Origin of the sequence: Streptomyces sp. NPDC005576, assembly GCF_042871745.1 — a bacterium.
In the GTDB taxonomy this organism is placed as follows: domain Bacteria; phylum Actinomycetota; class Actinomycetes; order Streptomycetales; family Streptomycetaceae; genus Streptomyces.
Window position 1 is genome coordinate 46,570 of record NZ_JBIAJC010000002.1, and the last position, 21,264, is coordinate 67,833.

17 protein-coding genes are annotated in these 21,264 nt (G+C 71.7%); 5 read left to right on the forward strand and 12 right to left on the reverse strand.

Annotated features, from left to right (window positions below; translation table 11 throughout):
* Positions 1-8 precede the first annotated feature (8 nt).
* Entirely contained in the window at positions 9-563 is a 555-nt protein-coding gene (locus tag ACFYPN_RS03505; protein WP_275492316.1) for a peroxiredoxin, read from the reverse strand.
* Positions 564-696: 133 nt separating this feature from the next.
* Here ACFYPN_RS03505 and ACFYPN_RS03510 point away from each other — a divergent pair, with 133 nt between their 5' ends.
* Positions 697-1,662, forward strand: a complete 966-nt coding sequence (locus ACFYPN_RS03510; RefSeq protein WP_358760494.1) for a LysR substrate-binding domain-containing protein — start codon at positions 697-699, stop codon at positions 1,660-1,662.
* Positions 1,663-1,699: 37 nt separating this feature from the next.
* Here ACFYPN_RS03510 and ACFYPN_RS03515 read toward each other — a convergent pair whose 3' ends face one another.
* From ACFYPN_RS03515 to ACFYPN_RS03535, 5 genes are all read right to left on the reverse strand, one after another.
* The gene (locus ACFYPN_RS03515; RefSeq protein ID WP_358760495.1) at positions 1,700-4,063 is read right to left on the reverse strand and encodes an FtsX-like permease family protein; all 2,364 of its coding nucleotides are present in this window, start codon (positions 4,061-4,063) and stop codon (positions 1,700-1,702) included.
* Positions 4,060-4,746: an ABC transporter ATP-binding protein gene (locus ACFYPN_RS03520; protein WP_358760526.1), complete on the reverse strand. Its 687-nt coding sequence runs from the start codon at positions 4,744-4,746 to the stop codon at positions 4,060-4,062. Before ACFYPN_RS03520 ends, ACFYPN_RS03515 begins: the two co-directional genes overlap by 4 nt.
* Positions 4,747-4,787: 41 nt before the next feature.
* Positions 4,788-5,312 carry a PadR family transcriptional regulator gene (locus ACFYPN_RS03525; RefSeq protein ID WP_389296603.1) on the reverse strand — a complete coding sequence of 175 codons (525 nt, stop codon included), beginning with the start codon at positions 5,310-5,312 and terminating at the stop codon, positions 4,788-4,790.
* A 120-nt stretch (positions 5,313-5,432) separates the two neighbouring features.
* A complete protein-coding gene (locus ACFYPN_RS03530; RefSeq protein ID WP_358760527.1) occupies positions 5,433-5,684 on the reverse strand; it encodes a hypothetical protein in 252 nt (83 codons plus the stop codon).
* Between the two features lie 41 nt (positions 5,685-5,725).
* A complete protein-coding gene (locus ACFYPN_RS03535; protein ID WP_358760497.1) occupies positions 5,726-6,709 on the reverse strand; it encodes an SPFH domain-containing protein in 984 nt (327 codons plus the stop codon).
* A 311-nt stretch (positions 6,710-7,020) separates the two neighbouring features.
* Between ACFYPN_RS03535 and ACFYPN_RS03540 the strand changes: the two genes are divergently transcribed.
* Positions 7,021-9,252, forward strand: coding sequence for a transglycosylase domain-containing protein (locus ACFYPN_RS03540; RefSeq protein ID WP_389296604.1), 2,232 nt, complete (start codon positions 7,021-7,023; stop codon positions 9,250-9,252).
* 153 nt (positions 9,253-9,405) lie between these two features.
* Here the strand turns inward: ACFYPN_RS03540 and ACFYPN_RS03545 are convergent, their stop codons facing one another.
* The 5 genes from ACFYPN_RS03545 to ACFYPN_RS03565 form a co-directional block, all read right to left on the reverse strand.
* Positions 9,406-11,319 (reverse strand): SpoIIE family protein phosphatase, encoded by a 1,914-nt coding sequence (locus ACFYPN_RS03545; protein ID WP_358760499.1) that lies wholly within the window; start codon positions 11,317-11,319, stop codon positions 9,406-9,408.
* A 471-nt stretch (positions 11,320-11,790) separates the two neighbouring features.
* Positions 11,791-12,477, reverse strand: coding sequence for a DUF402 domain-containing protein (locus ACFYPN_RS03550; protein ID WP_389296605.1), 687 nt, complete (start codon positions 12,475-12,477; stop codon positions 11,791-11,793).
* A gap of 108 nt (positions 12,478-12,585) precedes the next feature.
* Positions 12,586-13,989: a class II fumarate hydratase gene (locus ACFYPN_RS03555; protein ID WP_389296606.1), complete on the reverse strand. Its 1,404-nt coding sequence runs from the start codon at positions 13,987-13,989 to the stop codon at positions 12,586-12,588.
* A 221-nt stretch (positions 13,990-14,210) separates the two neighbouring features.
* Positions 14,211-15,515, reverse strand: a complete 1,305-nt coding sequence (locus tag ACFYPN_RS03560; RefSeq protein WP_389296607.1) for a M18 family aminopeptidase — start codon at positions 15,513-15,515, stop codon at positions 14,211-14,213.
* 582 nt (positions 15,516-16,097) lie between these two features.
* Complete coding sequence (locus ACFYPN_RS03565; protein ID WP_358760503.1) at positions 16,098-17,774, reverse strand: fumarate hydratase; 1,677 nt, start codon at positions 17,772-17,774, stop codon at positions 16,098-16,100.
* Positions 17,775-17,977: 203 nt separating this feature from the next.
* Here ACFYPN_RS03565 and ACFYPN_RS03570 point away from each other — a divergent pair, with 203 nt between their 5' ends.
* Together ACFYPN_RS03570 and ACFYPN_RS03575 are read left to right on the forward strand one after the other, a co-directional pair.
* Positions 17,978-18,676 carry a DUF1707 domain-containing protein gene (locus tag ACFYPN_RS03570; protein ID WP_358760504.1) on the forward strand — a complete coding sequence of 233 codons (699 nt, stop codon included), beginning with the start codon at positions 17,978-17,980 and terminating at the stop codon, positions 18,674-18,676.
* A gap of 255 nt (positions 18,677-18,931) precedes the next feature.
* On the forward strand, positions 18,932-19,306 hold the full coding sequence (locus ACFYPN_RS03575) for a WhiB family transcriptional regulator (RefSeq protein WP_358760505.1): 375 nt from the start codon (positions 18,932-18,934) through the stop codon (positions 19,304-19,306).
* A 106-nt stretch (positions 19,307-19,412) separates the two neighbouring features.
* Here ACFYPN_RS03575 and glpX read toward each other — a convergent pair whose 3' ends face one another.
* Positions 19,413-20,444, reverse strand: coding sequence for a class II fructose-bisphosphatase (glpX, locus tag ACFYPN_RS03580; RefSeq protein WP_358760506.1), 1,032 nt, complete (start codon positions 20,442-20,444; stop codon positions 19,413-19,415).
* 156 nt (positions 20,445-20,600) lie between these two features.
* Between glpX and ACFYPN_RS03585 the strand changes: the two genes are divergently transcribed.
* On the forward strand, positions 20,601-21,119 hold the full coding sequence (locus ACFYPN_RS03585) for a DUF4245 domain-containing protein (protein ID WP_358760507.1): 519 nt from the start codon (positions 20,601-20,603) through the stop codon (positions 21,117-21,119).
* Positions 21,120-21,264 lie beyond the last annotated feature (145 nt).

Consider the following 21,264-nt stretch of genomic DNA (forward strand, 5'->3'; position numbering starts at 1 on the left):
ATATCAGCTCACTCGCCGGAGAGGAGGGCGACCGGGTCGAGGGTGGTCTCGCCCTTGGTCCAGTTGCAGGGGCAGAGCTCGTCGGTCTGCAGGGCGTCGAGGACCCGCAGGACCTCCTTGGGGTTACGGCCCACGGAACCGGCGGTCACCATCGTGAACTGGATCTCGTTGTTCTGGTCGACGATGAAGACGGCGCGCTGCGCGAAGCCGTCCTCGCCCTCGATGCCGAGCGCGCGCATGAGCTCGTGCTTCGAGTCGGCCATCATCGGGAAGGGCAGGTCGGTCAGGTCCGGGTGGTCCTTGCGCCAGGCGTGGTGCACGAACTCGGAGTCACCGGAGAAGCCGAGGATCTGGGCGTCGCGGTCGGCGAACTCGTCGTTCAGCTTGCCGAAGGCGGCGATCTCGGTCGGGCACACGAAGGTGAAGTCCTTGGGCCACGCGAAGACGATCTTCCACTGACCCTCGTAGGTCTTGTGGTTGATCTGCTCGAACTCCTTGCCGCTCTCCAGCGACACGCAGGCGGTCAGGTCGAACTCGGGGAACTTGTCACCGACAGTGAGCACGCGATCTCCTTGCAGGTCAGGAATTCCCCTTTTGGGGGTCTTCCTGGAGGGTTGGACGAGATCCACCTTGGCACAGAGTGCATTGATCGCGGAAATAGCTACACTCGGTGTCGATGATCGGAGGTACCTATCAGTGGCTCAGACAACCCAGGGCAATAGGACCAAACAGCCCAGCCTCTCCCAGCTCCGCGCCTTCGTGGCGGTGGCGGAACACCTGCACTTCCGGGACGCGGCGGCGGCCATCGGCATGAGCCAGCCCGCCCTCTCCGGGGCGGTCTCCTCGCTGGAAGAGGCGCTCGGCGTCCAGCTCATCGAGCGTACGACGCGCAAGGTGCTGCTCTCGACGGCGGGCGAACGCCTCGCGGTCCGCGCCGGGGCCGTCATGGACGCGGTGGGCGCCCTCGTCGAGGAGGCCGAAGCGGTACGCGCGCCGTTCACCGGGACGCTGCGGCTCGGAGTGATCCCCACCGTCGCCCCGTACCTGCTGCCGACCGTGCTGCGCCTCGTCCACGACCGGTACCCCGAACTCGACCTCCAGGTCCACGAGGAGCAGACCTCCTCGCTGCTGGACGGGCTCACCGCAGGACGGCTCGACCTGCTGCTGCTCGCCGTGCCGCTCGGCCACCCCGGCGTCACCGAGCTGCCGCTCTTCGACGAGGACTTCGTCCTGGTCACCGAGCGCGCCCACCGGCTCGGCGGCCGCACGGACATCCCCCGCGAGGAGCTGCGCCGCCTGCCGCTGCTGCTCCTCGACGAGGGCCACTGCCTGCGCGACCAGGCGCTCGACATCTGCCGGGAGGCCGGGCGTACGGAGGGGGCGCCGGTGACGACGACCGCCGCCGGGCTCTCCACCCTCGTGCAGCTCGTCGCCGGCGGCCTCGGCGTCACGCTGCTGCCCCGCACCGCCGTGACCGTGGAGACCGACCGCAACCCGGCGCTGGCCACCGCCCGCTTCGCCGACCCCGCCCCCTCGCGCCGGGTCGCGCTGGCGATGCGCACCGGGACCGCCCGCCACGAGGAGTTCGGCCAGTTCGCCGCAGCGCTCCGCGAGGCGATGGCCGCGCTGCCGGTACGGGTGACGGCCGCCGGGGAGGAGTGAACCCCGGCGGCCGTCACCCGTGGACCCACCCGGCCGGCTACTCCGTGCGCAGCCCGTCCGGGCGCATCAGGCGCCAGAGCACGGGCAGCGAGAGCAGGGTCACCAGCAGCACCGAGGCCGCGCCCGCACCCGCCATCGGCAGGAACAGCCACCAGTCGGAGACCGGCTTGACCGTCATCCAGGACAGCCCCCAGCCCAGCGTCAGCCCGCCGACGACCGCGACCACCAGGCCCACCCCCACCGGGATCGCCGTCTGCCACAGCACCGACCAGCCCAGCGTGGAGCGCCGGGTCCCGAAGGCCACGAGGACCGAGAGCAGCCTGCGGCGCTCGCGGAGCTGCTCCAGCTGCTGCACCAGCATCGACGCGGCCATCAGCAGCAGCATCGCGGTCCCGCCGACCTTGAGGGCGGTCTGGATGCTCGCGTACCTGCCGTCCCGCTCGGTCGAGTTCAGGGCGACGACCCGCATCGAGGGATCGATCACGGCCGCCGCGTTCCGTACGAGGTCCGAGGCGCCCGGCATGCTCTCGTCGATCTTCACCTGGAGGACGATGGTGGCTCCCGGCAGGGTGGCCGGATCGATCGCCCCGAGGGTGGCGAGGATACCCGTGGTCTCCTCGCCGTTCGGGTCCACGCGGCTGGTGACGGTCCGTGCCGATGCCGGCAGGGTCCAGCGGACCGGCCCCCCGGCCGTCATCCCGTAGTCGTCGATCTCGATCTGCTCGCCCTTGCGGGCGGACTCGTCGATCCAGTCGGACATCTCCCGGTCGTGGGCGGGGTGGGCGACGAAGGTGTCGCCGTCCGCGCACCTGCCGATCCCGGCGAGTTCCTTCAGCGTCGCGCAGTCCCCGACCGTGATCGAGGTGGTGGGCTGGACCTCGTTCTCGGCGTACGTGCCCGGCTTGCCCGCGTACACGTTCACCGTGCCGATGACCTTCTCGACACCCTCGGTGGCCCGGAGCGACTCGATCGCGCTGGTGGCGCCTTGGCCGTGGACGTTCTGGGAGGCCATGTAGAACTGGGCCCGGGTCGGGTCCTGGCCGGTCGCTCTGTTGAAGTCGGCGTTCATCGAGGCGAAGAGCATCTGGAGCGCCACCGCACCCGCCACCGCCACGGTGATCCCACTGGCCGTCCGCGCCGCCGCTCCGGCGCTCAGCTGGAGCCGGCGCCCGGCCAACTGCCAGGGCACCGGGCCCCCGCGCAGACGGTTCACGCACGCCTCCACCGCCCAGGGCAGCAGCAGGGCCAGGCCGCCCAGGACGAGTACCGCGCCGATGACGACGGGTGTCGCCGCGGCCGTGCCGTCATCGGGTGTCCTGCCCTGCGCGGCGAAGACACCGAGCCCCGCCAGCGGCACCAGCAGCCGCCACCAGAGCCGCCGCTTCCCGCCCCGGGCGTCCCGTACGACACCCAGCGGCTCCACCACCACGGATCGCATGGCGACCAGGGTCACCAGCACGGCGCAGACCGGGACGGCGCACGCGATCAGCGCGACCAGGGGGGCGGAGGGGGCGAGGTCGGCGGGGAAGACGCTCTGCTCCCAGACCGAGAGGGAACCGACGAACGGTCGCCCGGCGAGGAAGAGGGCCGTCCCGCAGGCCAGCCCCAGCAGCGCGCCGAAGAGCGCCTCCCCCGCCGCGATCCAGCGGACCGAGCGGATGTCCGCGCCCACCAGGCGCAGCGCGGCGAGGCGGCGGTCCCGGCGGTCACCGCCGAACCGCACGGCAGTGGCGACGAAGATGGTCACCGGCATCAGCAGCACCACGCCGACCATCACGCCGAGTACGAGGAGCAGCGGGCTGAGCGGGGGGACGGGCAGGCCGCCGCCGTACGCGTTCAGCCGGTGGCCGCCGTTCGCCCGCTCCAGGGTGGAACTGCCCAGGTAGAAGAGGCGTTCGCCGGGGGAGACCAGGCCCGCGTCGGAGATGGTGCCGTCGACGGGGTACGGCAGCCGCTCGCGGAGCAGGCGCCCGTCCGGGGCGTCCAGCATCTCGGCGAGGGCGGGCGAGACGTACATCCGGCCGGCGGCCGGTACGCGCGGCAGCCCGGGCGGCAGTACCGGACGGGCGCCCTCCGCACGCATCATCACGCCCTGGATCGCTTGCTCGTGGTACTCGGTGTCGATCCGGGTGACGAGTACCGTCCTGTCCGTCTTCTCGTTGGTGTCGGGAGCCAGGGAGGACCTGCTCTCCGACCGGGCCTCGCTGCGGTCGTCGCGCGCGCTCAGCAGGTGCGGGACCGCGGCGGCGACGAGCAGGAGCCCCACGCCGATGCCCACCCCGACCGCCGTGAGCAGCGTCCGCGCCCAGCCCTCGCGCCCGCCCGCCACCGCGAACCGGACGCCGAGGCCGAGGTCCCGGAGCCGGGCGGGGGTGCGTGTGCGGGAGTCCGGTCCGGTCACAGGGCGTACTCCAGGTCGGTGGCCCGGCCGTCCCTGACGGTGACGTCCCGGTCCGAGTACGCGGCGACCCGTGCCTCGTGGGTCACCAGCACCACGGCGGTCCCGGCGGACCGGGCGGCCTCGGTGAGCAGTTCCATCACCCGCTCGCCGTTGAGGGAGTCCAGTGCGCCGGTCGGCTCGTCCGCGAAGATCACCTCGGGGGAGGAGGCCAGGGCCCGGGCCACCGCGACGCGCTGGCCCTGACCGCCCGAGACCTCACCGGGGCGCTTGGCGGCCACCCCTTCGACCTCCAGTCGCTCCATCCAGTGCAGCGCGGTCCGTTCGGCGGCCTTGCGGCGGACTCCGCTCAGCCGCAGCGGGAGCGCCACGTTCTCCACGCAGGTCAGCTCGGGCACCAGCTGGCCGAACTGGAAGACGAAGCCGAACTTGGTCCGGCGCAGGGCGCTGCGCTCCGCGTCGGACATCGCGGAGAGCTCCCGGCCCGCGAAGAGGACCGAGCCGGAGTCGGGGGTGATGATCCCGGCGAGGCAGTGCAGCAGCGTGGACTTGCCGGAGCCGGAGGGCCCCATCACGGCGACGACCTCACCCGGGTGTACGGAGAACGACGCGCCGTCGAGCGCGGGCGTCGCGCCGTACGTCTTGTGCAGGTCGCGGGCGGCGAGCAGAGGGCCGGAGGGATTCAGGGGAGTGGTGGGGCTCGCAGGGGCCACCGGGGTCACGGGGCTCATGGGGTGACCACCTCGGCGAGCTTGTCGAGCCGGGCGGCGGTCAGTTCCAGCCACCGCAGGTCGGCCTCCAGGTGGAAGAGCGCATGGTCGCAGATCAGCTGGTCGGCGAGGTCGCCGCCGCGCTTGCGCTCCGTCAGCGTGCGCATCAGCCGCAGGTGTTCCGCGCGCTGCGCGTCCAGTACCGCGGCCGCGCCGCGGCCGGTCAGGATCGCCAGCACCACCTTGGTGTACAGCGTCGACTGGAGGTAGGGCTCCGGCTTCTCGGGCTGGGCGAGCCAGGTCGAGACATCGGTGATCCCGGCGTCCGTGATGGCGTACCGCTTGCGCTCGGGACCTCCGTCGCTCTCCACGCCGTCGACCTCGACGAGCCCGTTCTTCAGCAGCCGGGACATGGTCGAGTAGACCTGCCCGTAGTGCAGCGGGCGGTCGTGGCCGAACTTCTCGTCGAAGGTGCGCTTCAGGTCATAACCGTGGCGGGGGCCGGACTCCAGGAGTCCGAGCAGGGTGTGGCCGATAGACATGCCGAGCACTGTACACGGGATGTATACCTACTGTGTATAGCTGGCCGAGGGGTGGCGCCGCGGAGTGACGGCGCCAGGGTCCCCGGGGGGCGTACGCGGCGTCCCGGGGTGCGCCCGGCATCACTCCGGCGGGAGCGCCCCCGGCTCCGCGCTGGGTGCCCCGGGCTCCGTGGCGGGTGTCCCCGGCCCGGTGCCGGGCGCCCTCGGTGGGCGTCCCCGGCGGGCGATGGGCGTCGCGGCGCCGGGCAGCCGGCCCGCCTCCGCCAGCGCCCGCCGCAGCAGGAACTCGATCTGCGCGTTGGCGCTGCGCAGTTCGTCGGAGGCCCAGCGCGCCAGCGCGTCGTGCACGGCGGGGTCGAGCCGCAGCAGCATCTGCTTGCGCTGCCGCGGCCCGCGCCCGGAGGTCTCTTCGGTCACTGGTAGAGCGTGCCGGTGTTCAGGACCGGCTGCGCGGCCCGGTCCCCGCAGAGCACCACCATCAGATTGCTGACCATGGCGGCCTTGCGCTCCGAGTCCAGCTCGACAATGCCCTGTTCGGCGATCCGGGTCAGCGCCATCTCGACCATGCCCACCGCGCCCTCCACGATCTGCTGCCGGGCCGCCACGACCGCTCCGGCCTGCTGCCGCTGGAGCATCGCCGAGGCGATCTCGGGGGCGTACGCGAGGTGACTGAAGCGCGACTCGATGATCTGGACGCCGGCCGCCCGGACCCGGGCCGTCAGCTCCACGGCCAGCTTCTCGGTGATCTCCTCGGCGTTCCCGCGCAGCGAGAGGCCACCCTCCTCATGGGCGTCGTAGGGGTACTCGATGGCGATGTGCCGGACGGCCGCCTCGGTCTGCGTGGCGACGAACTCCAGGAAGTCGTCCACCTCGAAGAGGGCCTGCGCGGTGTCCTCGACCTTCCAGACGACGATCGCGGCGAGCTCGATCGGGTTGCCGTAGGCGTCGTTGACCTTGAGCACCGCGGTCTCGTGGTTGCGGACCCGGGTGGAGATCTTCCGGCTGCTGGTGAGCGGGTTGATCCAGCGCAGGCCGTCGGTCCGGATGGTGCCGACGTACCGGCCGAAGAGCTGGATGACCCGGGCCTCGCCGGGCGCGACCATCTTCACCCCGCTCATGCAGAAGAAGGACGCGATGACGAGCAGGATGCCGACGATCACCAGGGCCGCGCCGGCGCCGTCGTCGCCCCCCGATCCGAGGACGCCGCCGATGACGATCACGCCGACCCCGAGGAGGACGCCGACGACGGTGAGCAGCAGGCCGAGGCCGCCCGGGATGGAGTGTGCGGTCACCTCCCTGACCTGCGCCGCCGGCAACTTCGGGGCGTTCACGGGCAGATCGGTGGTGGGTACGGGTGTGGACGGGGCCGGCTGCTGGTCGTCGTGCTGTTCGGACACGGGGTCCCCCGATTCGTCTGACAACCCTGCGGATACAGGGAAGTTCGTAGCTTCCAAAGTGATATCACATTAATGCTTTTCGCAACCATGGCGCCCTCCGCGGAGTCGGTTCCTTGAGGGGCGGGTGCTGATTCTCACGTCCCGAAAAGGCCGGATCGCTTGCTTTTTGTCCGTCCTGACAGTGTTAGCTGTCTTGGCTGGGCAGAGCCGGCAGCAGAAGTGACGGCAGGGTTCACGACGGTGCGGACGGCAGGGCCGACCGGACCGACGGAGCCTCGGGGGACCGACCGAGAAACAGGAGCGAGACAGCGATGGGGCGAGCGGATGAGCGACGTGCCCGCGGCCAGGAGGCGCGGGCCGGGAAGCGAGGTGGCATACGCGGGCTCTTCACCTGGAAGCGGCTCCTGGGCACCTTCTTCGGTCTCTGCCTGCTGGTGATGGGCGCCTTCGTGGTGCTGTACCTGTACGTACCGGTACCCGCGGCGAACGCCCAGGCCCAGAAGCAGAGCAACGTCTACAAGTACAGCGACGGCACCCTGCTGGCCCGCACGGGCGAGGTGAACCGGGAGATCGTGGACCTCTCGCAGGTCCCGAAGGCGGTGCAGCACACCTTCGTCGCCGCCGAGAACAAGACCTTCTACCAGGACAAGGGCGTCGACCTGAAGGGCACCACCCGTGCCCTGGCCAACACCCTCTCCGGCAAGGGCAAGCAGGGCGGCTCGACCATCACCCAGCAGTACGTGAAGAACTACTACCTCACGCAGGACGCGACGGTCTCCCGCAAGCTCAAGGAGCTGGTGATCTCGCTCAAGGTCGACCAGAAGATGAGCAAGGACGACATCCTCGCCGGGTACATCAACACCGCCTTCTACGGCCGCGGCGCCAGCGGCATCCAGGCCGCCGCCCAGGCGTACTACGGCGTGGACGCCTCCAAGCTCGACGTCTCCCAGGGCGCCTACCTCGCCTCGCTGCTCCAGGCTCCCAGCCAGTACGACTGGGCCACCGCGACCCCCACCGGCAAGCGCCTGGTCAAGGAACGCTGGGGCTACACCCTCGACAACATGGTCGAGAAGGGCTGGCTGAGCAGCGCCGAGCGGCAGAGCCTGAAGTTCCCCGTGCCGAAGAGCCCCAAGGCGGCGCCCGGCATGGAGGGCCAGACCGGCTATCTCGTCGACGCGGCCAAGGCCGAGCTCAAGGACCAGGGCGTCACCGACGAGCAGCTCGAAGCCGGCGGTTGGACCGTCACGCTGAACATCGACAAGAAGCGCCAGAAGCAGCTGGAGAAGTCGGTCGACGCCCAGCTGGAGTCGAAGCTCGACCGGAAGAACAACAAGGTCGACGCCACCGTCCAGGCGGGCGCCACCTCGGTCGACCCGAAGACCGGCGCGGTCGTCGCCCTCTACGGCGGAGTCGGTGCCACCGAGCACTGGATTTCCAACGCCACCCGCAGCGACTACCAGCCCGCCTCCACCTTCAAGCCGCTGGTGCTCGCCTCCGCCCTGGAGAACGAGTCCACCACCCAGGACGGCGACCTGATCGGCCTGAACACGACCTACGACGGCACCAGCAAGCGTCCCGTCGTCGGCAGCGCCACCCCGTACAGCCCGGAGAACGAGGACGACCGGGACTACGGCGACATCAGCGTGCAGACGGCCCTGAACGCCTCGGTCAACTCCGTCTTCGCGCAGATGGTCGTCGACGTCGGACCCGGCAGGGTGAAGAAGACGGCGCTGAGCCTGGGCCTGCCCGACAAGAACTTCCCCGAGCGCCCCGCGATCACGCTGGGCACCATGAACGCCTCGACGTGGGACATGGCCGGGGCGTACGCCACCCTCGACCACCACGGCAAGAAGGTCACGCCGTTCATCGTGAAGTCCGCCGAGCACCGCGACCACACGGTCGATGGCGTGGAGGGCGTCGGCAAGCAGGTGATCAGCCGCAAGTCGGCCGACACCGTGACCAAGGCGATGACCGGGGTCATCGACTCCGGGTCCGGCCAGGCCGCCAACACCTCCGCCTACGAGGCGGCGGGCAAGACCGGTACGTCCGAGAACAACAAGGCGGCCTGGTTCGCGGCCTACACGCCTGAACTGACCACCGTCGTCGCGCTCTACGGCGAGTCCCCGAAAGACGGCGGCGGCCAGGTCAGCCTGACCGGTACCGCCAACTCCGGCCGCGCCAACGGCGGTGGCTTCCCCGCCAGGATCTGGGCCGACTACACGCTGGGGGCACTGAACGGCGGTTCCGACGCCCAGTTCGACCTGGAGGACGTGGAGGCCGGCGAGGTGCCCTACACCCCGCCGCCGAGCCCGACCCAGTCGGCGTCCCCCACGCCGACGCCGAGCGCCACGACCCCGTCCCCGTCGGCGACGCCCTCGGAGGAACCGACGGAGACCGAGACCCCGTCGCCCGACCCCTCCGCGTCGGAGTCGGAGTCGGAGTCGGTCGAGCCCAGCGAGTCGCCCTCCGACGAGTACGACCCCGGACCCGGTGGCGGCGACCAGCCGTCGGTGCGCCCCGGCCGCACCGGCCTGCTCGGCTGACCAGAAGCGGCAGCGGTAGCGGCGTGAGGAGCGGCGGCGCGCGGCTCCGCGCACATGGGTGAGGGGCGGTACCGGATCACTCCGGTACCGCCCCTCACCCATGTCCGGGATCCCCGGCCGGCCGGCGCACGCCTCGTTCGCGGGCGAGCGCCGCTACTGGCCCCGGGTCGCCATCTCGAACCAGACCACCTTGCCCGAGGAGAGTCGCGTCGCCCCCCACCGCCGGGCCAGCCGGTTCACCAGGAACAGCCCGCGCCCGCCCTCGTCCGTCTCCCGGGCCCGTCGCTGCCTCGGCAGCTGCGGCGAGTCGTCGCCGACCTCGCAGCGCAGGATGTCCGTCCGCAGCAGCCGCAGCGTCACCGGACGCTCGGCGTACCGGACGGCGTTGGTGACCACCTCACTGACCAGCAGCTCCATCTCGTCCGAGAGGTCGGCGTCCATGTCCCAGCGCGCCAGGGCCCCCCGGGCCAGCTTCCGGGCCCGGCTCGGCGCCGAATCCTCCGGGTCGAGCGTCCAGTAGGCCACGTCGTTCGGCGCGATCCCGTCGAAGCGGGCCGCCAGCAGCGCGATGTCGTCGTCCCGGTCGCCCGGACCGAGCATGTCGAGCACGTCGTCGCAGAGCGCCTCCAGCGGCGGCGAGTGGTCCGGACCGGTGAGCCGCGCGGTCGCGGCGAGCCGCTCCCGCAGCTGCTCGATGCCGGTCCACACGTCCCGCAGCCGCGACTCCACCAGGCCGTCCGTGTACAGCAGCAGCGTGCCGCCGGCCGGCGCCTCCAGCTCCACCGCCTCGAAGTCGACCCCGCCCACGCCGATCGGGGCGTTCGGCGGCACCTCCAGCACCTCCGCACGGCCGCCGAGGTGCAGCAGCACGGGCGGCGGATGACCCGCGTTGGCGACGGTGATGCGGTGGGCGACCGGGTCGTACACGGCGTACAGGCAGGTCGCCATGCGGTTCTCGCCGAGCCGCTGGGCCTGCTCGTCGAGGTGGTGCAGGACCTCCTGGGGCGGCAGGTCGAGACCGGCGAGGGTCTGCGCGGTGGTGCGCAGCTGCCCCATGATCGCGGCCGAGGTCATCGAGTGGCCCATGACATCGCCGACGACCAGGGCGACCCGGCTGCCGGGCAGCGGGATCGCGTCGTACCAGTCGCCGCCCACCCGGGCGGTCTCGGCGGCCGGAAGGTAGCGGGAGGCGAGCCGCACCCCGGTGGGCTGCGGCAGCGAGTCCGGCAGCATGGTGCGCTGGAGCTCGTCCGCGATGTACGCCTCACGGCCGTAGAGGACGGCCTTGTCGATGCCGAGCGCGGTGTGGGTGGCGAGCTGCGCCGCGACCAGCAGGTCGTTCGCCTCGAACGGGGTGCGGTCGGTGGTGCGCAGGAAGACGGCCGATCCGATGACCCGCCGCCGGCCGCGCAGCGGGGCCAGGATCGCGCGGTGGCCGGTGGGCGCGGGCCGGCCGGGGCCGAGCAGCTCCGGCAGGGCCGCCCGGGCCGCCGCGTTGTCGCCGAAGACCGGGCGTACGCCGCGCAGCACCTCGCCGAGGGCGCCGCCGGTGCGGACCTCGCAGAGATCCGCGACGGGGAGCAGATCCGTCTGCGGGTCGACCAGCGGCGGCCTGAGCCGTTCGGGGTCGTGGAGCCCGTCCGGCTCCTCCTCCGTCAGCCGCAGCCGGTCGCTGCGGCGCAGCCGCAGCACGAACGGCTCCACCGGCCGCTCGTCGCCCACCGGCAGCGGATCGCGGAGGTAGATGAGGATCTCGTCGCAGAACGTCGGCACGCTGGCCCGGCAGAGACCGAGCACGATCTCGTCGAGATCGATGCCCCGGGCGATCCGGCGGGTGGCCGCGCCGACGAACCGGAGCCGGTCGCCCTCGCGCCGCGACACCGCCTGCGGGTCGGGCACGCCGACGGCCGGGGCGGCGGCGGAGGCTCTGGGAGCTCCGGCGGGTCCCGGGATGGCCGCGGGTGCGGCGGCGCCCGCCGCGGCGTCCTGCTGCCTGGGCCGCGTGCGTTCCTGCGGCCGGGCGGCGAGAGGCCGGTGGCCTTCGTGGGAGGTGGGATGCTCCGTCACGCGTGGGGTTCCGTCCGTCCGGGCCGGTTGGATGAGGCAGTCACCTCGTGGGGCGACACTCTGCCCCGGTGAGAGCGGTGGGAACAACGGCGCTCACCCGCGGCCGTCGTGCGCGGGGCCGAAACCGTGCGCAAGCGCGGCCGGGCGCTGACAACGTTCTCACGGTGCGCCGAGTGCGTGGCGGGCGCGGTCCGTATGTTCGCGGTGCCCGGCCCGCACACGGTCCCGGCCGGGCGGAACGGGCCGGCCGGGAGGGCGGCCGTACCGGTGTGTCCACCCGCTCGTGCGAGCACCACGCCTCCACCCCCTCGTAGTGGCGTCCGCCGCCGTGCGGCCCCGTGCGGGGTGGTACGGCGCGTGCGGTATCGCCTGTGACTTTCGGTCAGGACCGGTGAACCGTACGTGGGTTGTCCCGCACGGACCCTCGGGAGGCTGATCCTACGGGCGCCCCCCACGGGTGATTCAAGAGTCTCACGACGGTGTACGCGCGCGGGTGCGGTCCCAGTCATCCGGAAGCGCCGGGACGGGCCAGGCCGGATCGGGTCGCCAGTGCTCCCAGCCGTCCCGGAACGGGGACCCCCACGCATCGATCACCGAGACCGCCGCACGCCCCGCCCGGCGCACCCGCCCGGCCGTCCCGGGGTCCATCAGACCGACCCGCTGGGCCTGTGCGAACTCGTCCTCGTCGAGCCACTTCCAGCTCCGGTCGGGGCTCACCGAGATGTCGAGGAAGTGGTCCTCCGAATCGACGCCGGAACTCCAACGAGTGAGAGGCTCTTCGAAGTTGACATACCAGTTGCGGAAGACCCAGCCGCGGTCCCAGAAGAGCCAGACCGACCAGGGCTCACCGGGCCGGGCCAGCTTCAGTACGCCCATGCCCCACCAGGTGTACCGGTCCGTGGTGCGCGGCACCGTGTAGCGGGTGGCGAGGGGTTCCGTGTGCACCTCGGCGCCGCTCGCGAGCACCGGCCGTACGCACTCGGTGCCCGGAGCCATCCATACGGCGAGGAGGTCCTCGGTGTCCTGGACGACCGTGACCGGACGGCAGATGCGCAGCGGTGTCGCGTCCGCGGGCCCGTCGTCGCTCCCCTTGTCCCGGTAGCGCCAGAGGATGTGGTCCCCGGGCGCCCAGCGTGTGTGCTCTCCCGTACCTGCCATGAACAGATCTTACGGACGCCCACGCGCGGGCGCTGCGATACGGATCACCCGGCACCCCGCACCCCGGACGGGTCGTCAGACATGTCCGGGGGCCCGTCCGGGGCGGCCTCACGGCCTGGTCATGCGCAGGACGTCCAGCGCCTCGTCCAGCTGCTCCACCGTCAGGTCGCCGCGCTCCACGTACCCGGAGGCGAGGACGGTCTCGCGGATCGTGGTGCCGTCGGCCAGCGACCTCTTGGCGACCTTGGCGGCCTCCTCGTACCCCAGGTACTTGTTCAGCGGCGTCACCACCGAGGGGGAGGACTCCGCGTAGGCACGCGTCCGGGCGGGGTCGGCGGTGATGCCGTCCACCGTGCGGTCCGCCAGCAACCGCGAGGCGTTGGCGAGCAGGCGTACCGACTCCAGCAGGTTCTTCGCGATGACCGGCATCATGACGTTCAGCTCGAAGTTGCCGGCGGCGCCGGCTGCCGCGACCGTCGCGTCGTTCCCCGTGACCTGCGCGGCGACCATCAGCACCGCCTCGGGGATCACCGGGTTCACCTTGCCCGGCATGATCGAGGAACCCGGCTGGAGGTCGGGCAGCGCGATCTCGGCCAGCCCGGTGCGCGGTCCGGAGGCCATCCACCGGAGGTCGTTGCAGATCTTGGTCAGCGAGACCGCGACCGTACGCAGCTGTCCCGAGACCTCCACCAGCCCGTCCCGGGCGCCCTGTGCCTCGAAGTGGTTGCGGGCCTCCGTCAGCGGCAGTCCCGTCGCCCCGGCGATCTCGGCGATCACCGCGGCGGAGAAACCGGGCGGGGTGTTGATCCCGGTGCCGACCGCCGTCCCGCCCAGCGGGAGTTCGGCGAGCCGGGGGAGGGAGGCGCGCAGGCGCTCGATGCCGTAGGAGATCTGCGCCGCGTACCCACCGAACTCCTGTCCAAGGGTGACGGGCGTCGCGTCCATGAGGTGGGTACGCCCCGCCTTCACCACCTGCGCGAACTCCCTGGCCTTGCGCTCCAGGGAGGCCGCCAGATGCTCCAGGGCCGGGACGAGATCGGCGGTCACGGCGGCGGTCGCGGCGATGTGGATCGAGGAGGGGAAGACGTCGTTCGAGGACTGCGAGGCGTTGACGTGGTCGTTGGGGTGCACGTCGCGGCCGAGCCGTTCGGTGGCGAGGGTGGCGATCACCTCGTTGGTGTTCATGTTGGACGAGGTCCCCGACCCGGTCTGGAACACGTCCACCGGGAAGTGGTCGTCCCACCGGCCCTCCGCGACCTCGGCGGCGGCCCCGCGGATCGCCTCGGCCACCTCCGGGTCGAGCACCCCCAGACCGGCGTTGACCTTGGCGGCTGCGGCCTTGATCCGGGCCAGTGCCTCGATGTGGGCACGCTCCAGACGCTGGCCGGAGACGGGGAAGTTCTCCACCGCCCGCTGGGTCTGCGCGCGCCACTTGGCGTCCGCCGGGACCCTCACCTCGCCCATCGAGTCGTGCTCGACACGGAATTCCGCCGGGTCCTGTGCTTCGGTCATGTTGTTCGAACCTCCTGTGCGGTTGAGCTGTGCGGTTGAGCGCGCGCCGTCGCGGGGCTATTCCCCTCGCCTTCCCCCCGCCCTCCCACAGCCACCCTCTCCCGCGCCCGTACCCCGCGCGCACGCGGCACGCGCGACGCACGGGACCCGGGACCCGGGACACGGCGGGTACGGCGGATACCCGCAGGGTGCGGGGGCCCAGGGCGGCGCACGCCCTTCGCTCAGGCGGCCGTCAACACGGCGCGCAGGGCCGCCGCCAGGTGGGCCGGATCCTGCGCCCCGCACAGCTCGCGCGCCGAGTGCATGGAGAGGCCGGGCACCCCGACGTCCAGCGTGGTCACGCCGAGCCGGGCGGCGGTGAGCGGGCCGATCGACGTACCGCAGGGCATCGCGTTGTTGGCCGCGAAGGACTGCCACGGGACCCCGGCCCGTTCGCACGCCTCGCGGAAGAGCGCCACCCCGGTGCCGTCGGTGGCGTACCGCTGGTTGGTGTTGACCTTCACCGTCGGGCCGCCGTTCGGCAGCGGGAGGTGACCCGGATCGTGGCGCTCCTGGTAGTTGGGGTGCACGGCGTGGGTCATGTCGGCCGAGACGCAGAAGGAGCCCGCCAGCGACCGCGCCCACTCCTCGGCGCCGCCCCCGCGCGCTGCCACCGCGCGGGAGAGCACCCGCTCGAGCAGCGGGCTCTGCGCGCCGGTCTGCGAGGCGCTGCCGACCTCCTCGTGGTCGAAGGCGGCCAGCACCGGGATGTACCGGGGCTGTTCGACGGATATGGCGGTGTCCACCAGCGCCGTGACGCCCGCGTGCACGGAGACCAGGTTGTCGAGTCGGGGCGCGACCACGAACTCCTGACCGAGGCCCAGGTATCCGGGCGGCTGGACGTCGTGCAGCATCAGGTCCCAGCCCAGTACGTCCGCCGGGTCCTCACCGGCCGCCGCCGCCACCCGGCGCAGCAGCGCACCCTCCTCGGGGGCGCCGAGCGACCACACCGGCGCCAGATGGCGCTGCGGGTCCAGCAGCGCGCCCTCGTTGACCTTCCGGTCGAGGTGGATGGCGAGCTGGGGTACGCGCAGCAGCGGTTCGTCGATCCGTACCAGCAGGTCGCGCGGGGTGCCGGGGGTGCCGCCCCGCAGGGTGAGCCGGCCGCTGATGCCCAGGTCGCGGTCGAGCCAGGTGTTCAGCGGCACCCCGCCGTAGATCTCGACGCCGATCTGCCGCCAGCCCGCCGTCCCGGTGTCGGGGTTCGGCTTCACCCGCAGGTTCGGGGAGTCGGTGTGACAGCCGACGATCCGCAGCGGCGTGTGCGCGGGCGCGCCCTCGGGGACGTACCACGCGATCAGCGCGCCGGCGCGGGCGACGTAACTGCCGCCCGTCGTGCCGCTCCAGTCGTCGGTGCCCCGCAGTTCGCGGAATCCCGCCTTCGCCAGGCGCGTCGCGGCGCTCGCCACCGCGTGGTACGGGGAGGGGCTGGCGGCGATGAAGGCCAGCAGGTCGTCGGTGTGGCTTCGGTGGGGGGCCGGCGTCATGCGTCGTCCGCCTTTCCGGTGGGGTGCGACCGCGAGGGTGGGGGCACGGGGGGCTGTGGCGATCTCCCCGCCGCTCGCGGTACGCGGGTGCGTCCGGCGCACACGGCCGTACGGGCGGTGAGGGCGCCCGGCGGATCGGGGCCGGACGGGCCCCAACCCACCGCAGACCACGGGGGCCGCGCAAGCCCGGCGCGGGGCCCGCTGCGGGAAAGGGGCGGTGGTCCGGGCGCCGGCCCGCACCTCTCCCGGGGGAGCGCGGGGTGGGAGGAAGCGAGGGGACACGAGAACCCCCCGCCCTCGTGACCGGCCGAACCCGCTGTCCGCGTGCGCCGGACGCCCCGGCGCGTGCCCGCGCCGCCGGGAGTGGCGATCCACCCGCGCGCCGCCGCTCCGCCGGCCCGGGAGAACGGCCGTCACCCGTCGTCATGACCCGAGATTGGCTTGATTTCGCCGGTGGGTTCCGGTGGGTTCCGGTGGATCCCGAGACGCTCCGGAGAAACGGACGGGGGCGCCCCGACCGGAGAGTTCCGGCCCGGACGCCCCCGGGTGGGCCTGGGGATCAGGCTCCGTGGACTCCGCGGATCAGGCGAGGCCGGGACCGCGCACGGGGATGCTGGTGAAGGTCGGCGCCGGAGCGGGTTCGGTGAAGAAGTCGTTGCCCTTGTCGTCCACCACGACGAACGCGGGGAACTCCTCGACCTCGATCCGCCAGACCGCCTCCATGCCGAGCTCCTCGTACTCGACGACCTCGACCTTCTTGATGCAGTCCTGCGCGAGGCGGGCCGCGGGGCCGCCGATCGAGCCCAGGTAGAAGCCGCCGTGCGTGCCGCACGCGTCGGTGACCTGCTTGCTCCGGTTGCCCTTCGCCAGCATCACCTTGGAGCCGCCCGCCGCCTGGAACTGCTCGACGTAGCTGTCCATCCGGCCGGCCGTCGTCGGGCCGAACGAACCGGAGGCGTACCCCTCGGGCGTCTTCGCCGGGCCCGCGTAGTAGACCGGGTGGTCCTTCAGGTACTGCGGCATCTCCTCGCCCGCGTCCAGCCGCTCCTTGATCTTGGCGTGCGCGATGTCGCGCGCCACGACCAGCGGACCGGTCAGCGAGAGGCGGGTCTTGACCGGGTACTTGGTCAGCTCGGCGAGGATCTCGTCCATCGGACGGTTGAGGTCGATCCGCACCACGTCATCCGAGTCGGCGCTCTCGCTCAGGTGCTCGTCCGTGGTGTCCGGCAGGAAGCGCGCCGGGTCGGTCTCCAGCTGCTCCAGGAAGACGCCCTCGGCGGTGATCTTCGCGGTCGCCTGGCGGTCGGCGGAGCAGGAGACGGCGATGGCCACCGGCAGCGAGGCGCCGTGCCGGGGGAGGCGGACCACGCGCACGTCGTGGCAGAAGTACTTGCCGCCGAACTGTGCGCCGATCCCGATCTTCTGCGTCAGTTCGAAGACCTTCTCCTCCAGCTCCTTGTCCCGGAAGCCGTGCCCGGTGGGGGAGCCCTCGGCGGGCAGCTCGTCGAGGTAGTGCGCGGAGGCGTACTTGGCGGTCTTCAGAGCGAACTCCGCCGACGTACCGCCGACCACGATCGCCAGGTGGTACGGCGGGCAGGCCGCGGTGCCCAGCGAACGGATCTTCTCCTCCAGGAACTTCATCATGGAGGCCTCGTTCAGGACCGCCTTCGTCTCCTGGTAGAGGAAGGACTTGTTCGCCGAGCCGCCGCCCTTCGCCATGAAGAGGAACTTGTAGGCGCCGCCGTCGGTCGCGTACAGCTCGATCTGCGCCGGGAGGTTGGAGCCGGTGTTCTTCTCCTCCCACATGGTGATCGGGGCCATCTGCGAGTAGCGCAGGTTGAGCTTGGTGTACGCGTCGAAGATGCCGTGCGACAGCGCCTCCTCGTCACCGCCCTCGGTCAGCACGTTCTGCCCGCGCTTGCCCATGACGATGGCCGTGCCGGTGTCCTGGCACATCGGGAGCACGCCGGCGGCGGCGATGTTGGCGTTCTTCAGCAGGTCGAGCGCCACGAACTTGTCGTTCGAGGACGCCTCCGGGTCGTCGATGATCCGGCGCAGCTGCGCGAGGTGGGCGGGGCGCAGGTAGTGGGAGATGTCGTGCATCGCCTCGGCGGCCAGCGTGCGCAGCGCCTCGGGCGCCACCTTGAGGAACGTACGGCCGTCGGCCTCGAAGGTCGAAACGCCTTCGGAGGTCACCAGCCGGTACGGCGTGGTGTCCTCTCCCACGGGGAGCAGATCGGAGTACGCAAACTCTGGCATTTCGGCCATTCCTCACTTGGTGACAGCGGCTGACCTCCCTTGGGCAGCGCACCCACCAGCGTAGGGCTCGGGAGGACGGCCGGGCTTGTGAGGTAGGGCTCACCCGGCACGGTGCCCCGGGAGGACCGGACCGCTCGCGCCCGGCGTCATCGATCCGAACGGCGGCCTAGTCGCGATCTATCGCGTTTGGGTACGCTGGGCCGGTGGACCTCGAAAAGCAGCCTCAGCAGTCCCCGCGGCCGACGGCCACGGCCGCCGCCCCGCCCTCCGGGCCCTCCGGCTTCCGCGCGTCCGACGCCGACCGCGACCGGATCGCGGACATCCTGCGCGAGGCCGTGGCCGAAGGCCGGCTCACCGCCGAGGAGCACGCGGAGCGGGTGGAACTCGTCTACCGCGCCAAGACCGTCGGCGAGTTGGAACCCCTGGTGAGCGATCTCCCCGGGGTCGGGACCCCTTCCGCCCCGGGCCGGGCGGCCGGAAGCCCCTTCGTGTACGAGCCGGGTGTCGCCTCCGCCGACGCCGAGAAGCTCGTCGCTGTCTTCAGCAGCGCGACGCGCAGGGGCCGTTGGCGGGTCGGCGGGCGCACTCACGCGTTCGCGCTCTTCGGCACGGTGGAGATCGACCTGACCGAGGCGCTGTTCGGGCAGCGGCTCACGGTCATCAACGCGACGTCGATTTTCGGCAATGTAGAAGTCAAGGTCCCGGAGAACATCACCCTGCGCGGCAGCGGTACGGGGATCTTCTCCAACTTCGAGGTGGTGAACACCGAGTCCCCCGACCCGGAGGCGCCGGTCGTCGTCGTCAACGGCTATGCGGTCTTCGGAAACGTCGAGGCCAAGCCCAAGCGGGGCAAGCTGATCGAGAACCTCCAACGCCAGCTGCGCAAGCACCTCGGCCACTGAGCGAACACCCGTGGCGTATCCGCCGACGGGTGCGCGGCGGGCGTGCGGCAGGCGTGCGGCAGGCCCTCGGCGGAGGAACAGGGGCGGGGTGAGGCGGGGTGAGGCGGGGTGCGAGGGGCACTATCCGGCCAGAGCCGGGGGTGAGCCCTCTTGCATGCCCCGTTCGGCGGTGCCACTCAGCGCATAGCCGTGCGTACAGCGGGTAAAGAATCCTGCATCGTCTCTCGCTCGCGAAGCCGTCGTCAGGAGTAGACCGTGCTGCAACTGCCTCATCACTCCGTGCAGGTCGCCGCTGTGCCCTCTCAGCGCACTCCCGCACGGGAGGACCAGGCGGCCCCCTGGCATTCCGAGGCCGTGTGCCGCCGGGACGAAGCCGGGCTTTTCTTCGCTCCGTCGAAGGAGCCGACAGCCGCCCGGCTGTCCCGTGAGGACGCCGCCAAGCGGGTCTGCGCCCGCTGCCCCGTCATGGTGGAGTGTCAGGAGCATGCCCTGATGCAGCCGGAGCCGTACGGGGTCTGGGGCGGCCTCACCGCAGCCGAACGCCGGGTCGTGCTCGCCCGCAGGCGCCGGCGCGAGATGGAGCTCAAGGCGGCGGCGGCTGCCAAGGGGTCGATCGCCGCCGCCGGCTGACCCACGGACGACGCGAAGGGGCCACCCACCGGTGGCCCCTTCGCGCACCTCCGGGGCGCGGCCCCTGCTGCACGGGTTCTACCGCACGGCTTCCACCGCGCGGTCCCTACTGCGCCCGGTCGAAGTCGATCGCGCTGTACGCGCGCAGCTTCGACAGCCGGTGGGTGGAGGAGATGGTGCGGATCGTGCCCGATTTCGACCGCATCACGATCGACTCGGTGGTGGCGGTCTCGGAGCGGTAGCGCACCCCGCGCATCAGCTCGCCGTCGGTGATTCCGGTGGCGACGAAGAAGACGTTGTCGCCGCTGACCAGGTCGTCCGTGGAGAGCACCCGGTCCAGGTCGTGCCCGGCGTCCAGGGCCTTCTGGCGTTCGGCCTCGTCCTTGGGCCAGAGCTTGCCCTGGATGACCCCGCCCAGGCACTTTATGGCGCAGGCGGAGATGATGCCCTCGGGCGTCCCGCCGATGCCCATGAGCAGGTCGATGCCGGTGCCCTCGCGGGCGGCCATGATCGAGCCGGCCACGTCGCCGTCCGAGATGAACTTGATCCGGGCGCCGGTGTCCCGGATCTCCTTCACGATGCCGTCGTGGCGCGGGCGGTCGAGCACGACGACGGTGACGTCCTCGGGGGAGGAGCGCTTCGCCTTCGCGACGCGCCGGATGTTGACCGCGACGGGCGCGTTGATGTCGACGAAGTCGGCGGCCTCGGGCCCGGTCACCAACTTGTCCATGTAGAAGACGGCCGAGGGGTCGAACATCGCTCCCCGGTCGGCGGCGGCCAGTACCGCGATGGCGTTGGGCATGCCCTTGGCGTTGAGCGTGGTGCCGTCGATCGGGTCCACGGCGATGTCGACCTCGGCACCGGTGCCGTCGCCGACCCGTTCGCCGTTGAAGAGCATGGGGGCCTCGTCCTTCTCCCCTTCGCCGATGACGACCACACCGTTCATGGAGACCGTGGAGACGAGGGTCCGCATGGCCTTCACCGCGGCCCCGTCGGCGCCGATCTTGTCGCCTCGCCCGACCCAGCGGCCGGCGGCCATGGCGGCGGCCTCGGTCACCCGGACGAGTTCGAGGGCGAGGTTGCGGTCGGGGGCCTCCGGAGAGACCTCCAGCTGGGACGGCAGATGGTGCTCGGGCATCGGAGCACGCCTTTCTGTACGACGACGACCGGAAATGAGCGCGCTTCGACTCTATCGGTAGCCCGATAAAATGAGCAGGGCGCCCCACGGATGAGCGCACGGTGTCGGGCCGGGGGCCCGGACGGCCGCCGGTGGCGCGCATGCCACCATGTATCCGTGGCAAGCAAGCGAGGCAAGCAGACAGTCCGGGACATGTTCCTGTCGATGGTGTTGATCGTCGCCGCGGCCGGCGTCATCTACGTCTTCGTTCCGCACGACGACAAGGCCGACCCGGTCCGGACCGTCGACTACCGCGTCGAGCTCGCGACCGCGCGCCGCGCGGCCCCGTATCCGGTGGCCGCCCCGTCCGGCCTTCCCGAGGGCTGGAAGGCGACCTCCGTCTCGTACAGCGGTACCGAGGGCAGCAGTTGGCACCTGGGCTTCATCGACCCGGACGGCAGGTACGTCGCGGTGGAGCAGTCCACGACGCCGGTGAAGGCGTACGTCCCGGACGTCAGTCAGGACGCCGAGGACACCGGCCGCACCGAGACGGTGGCGGGCCAGGAGTGGCAGTACTGGAAGGGCGCGAAGTACGACGCCCTGGTCCTGCACGCCGAGGGCTCCACCACGGTGGTCACCGGGTCCGCCCCCAAGAAGCAGTTGACCGCGATGGCCGCCGCGCTCACCACGTCCTGACGCCGGCTCCGCGCGCCCACCGCGCGGGACCGGGCGCCTTGGCGGGCGGCGCCTTCGCCCCGGCCGTCGCGGCCGTCGTCCCCGAGACCGGAAAAGCCCGGAACACCTGAGGTGTTCCGGGCTTTTCGGTGTGCTGGGGCCAGTG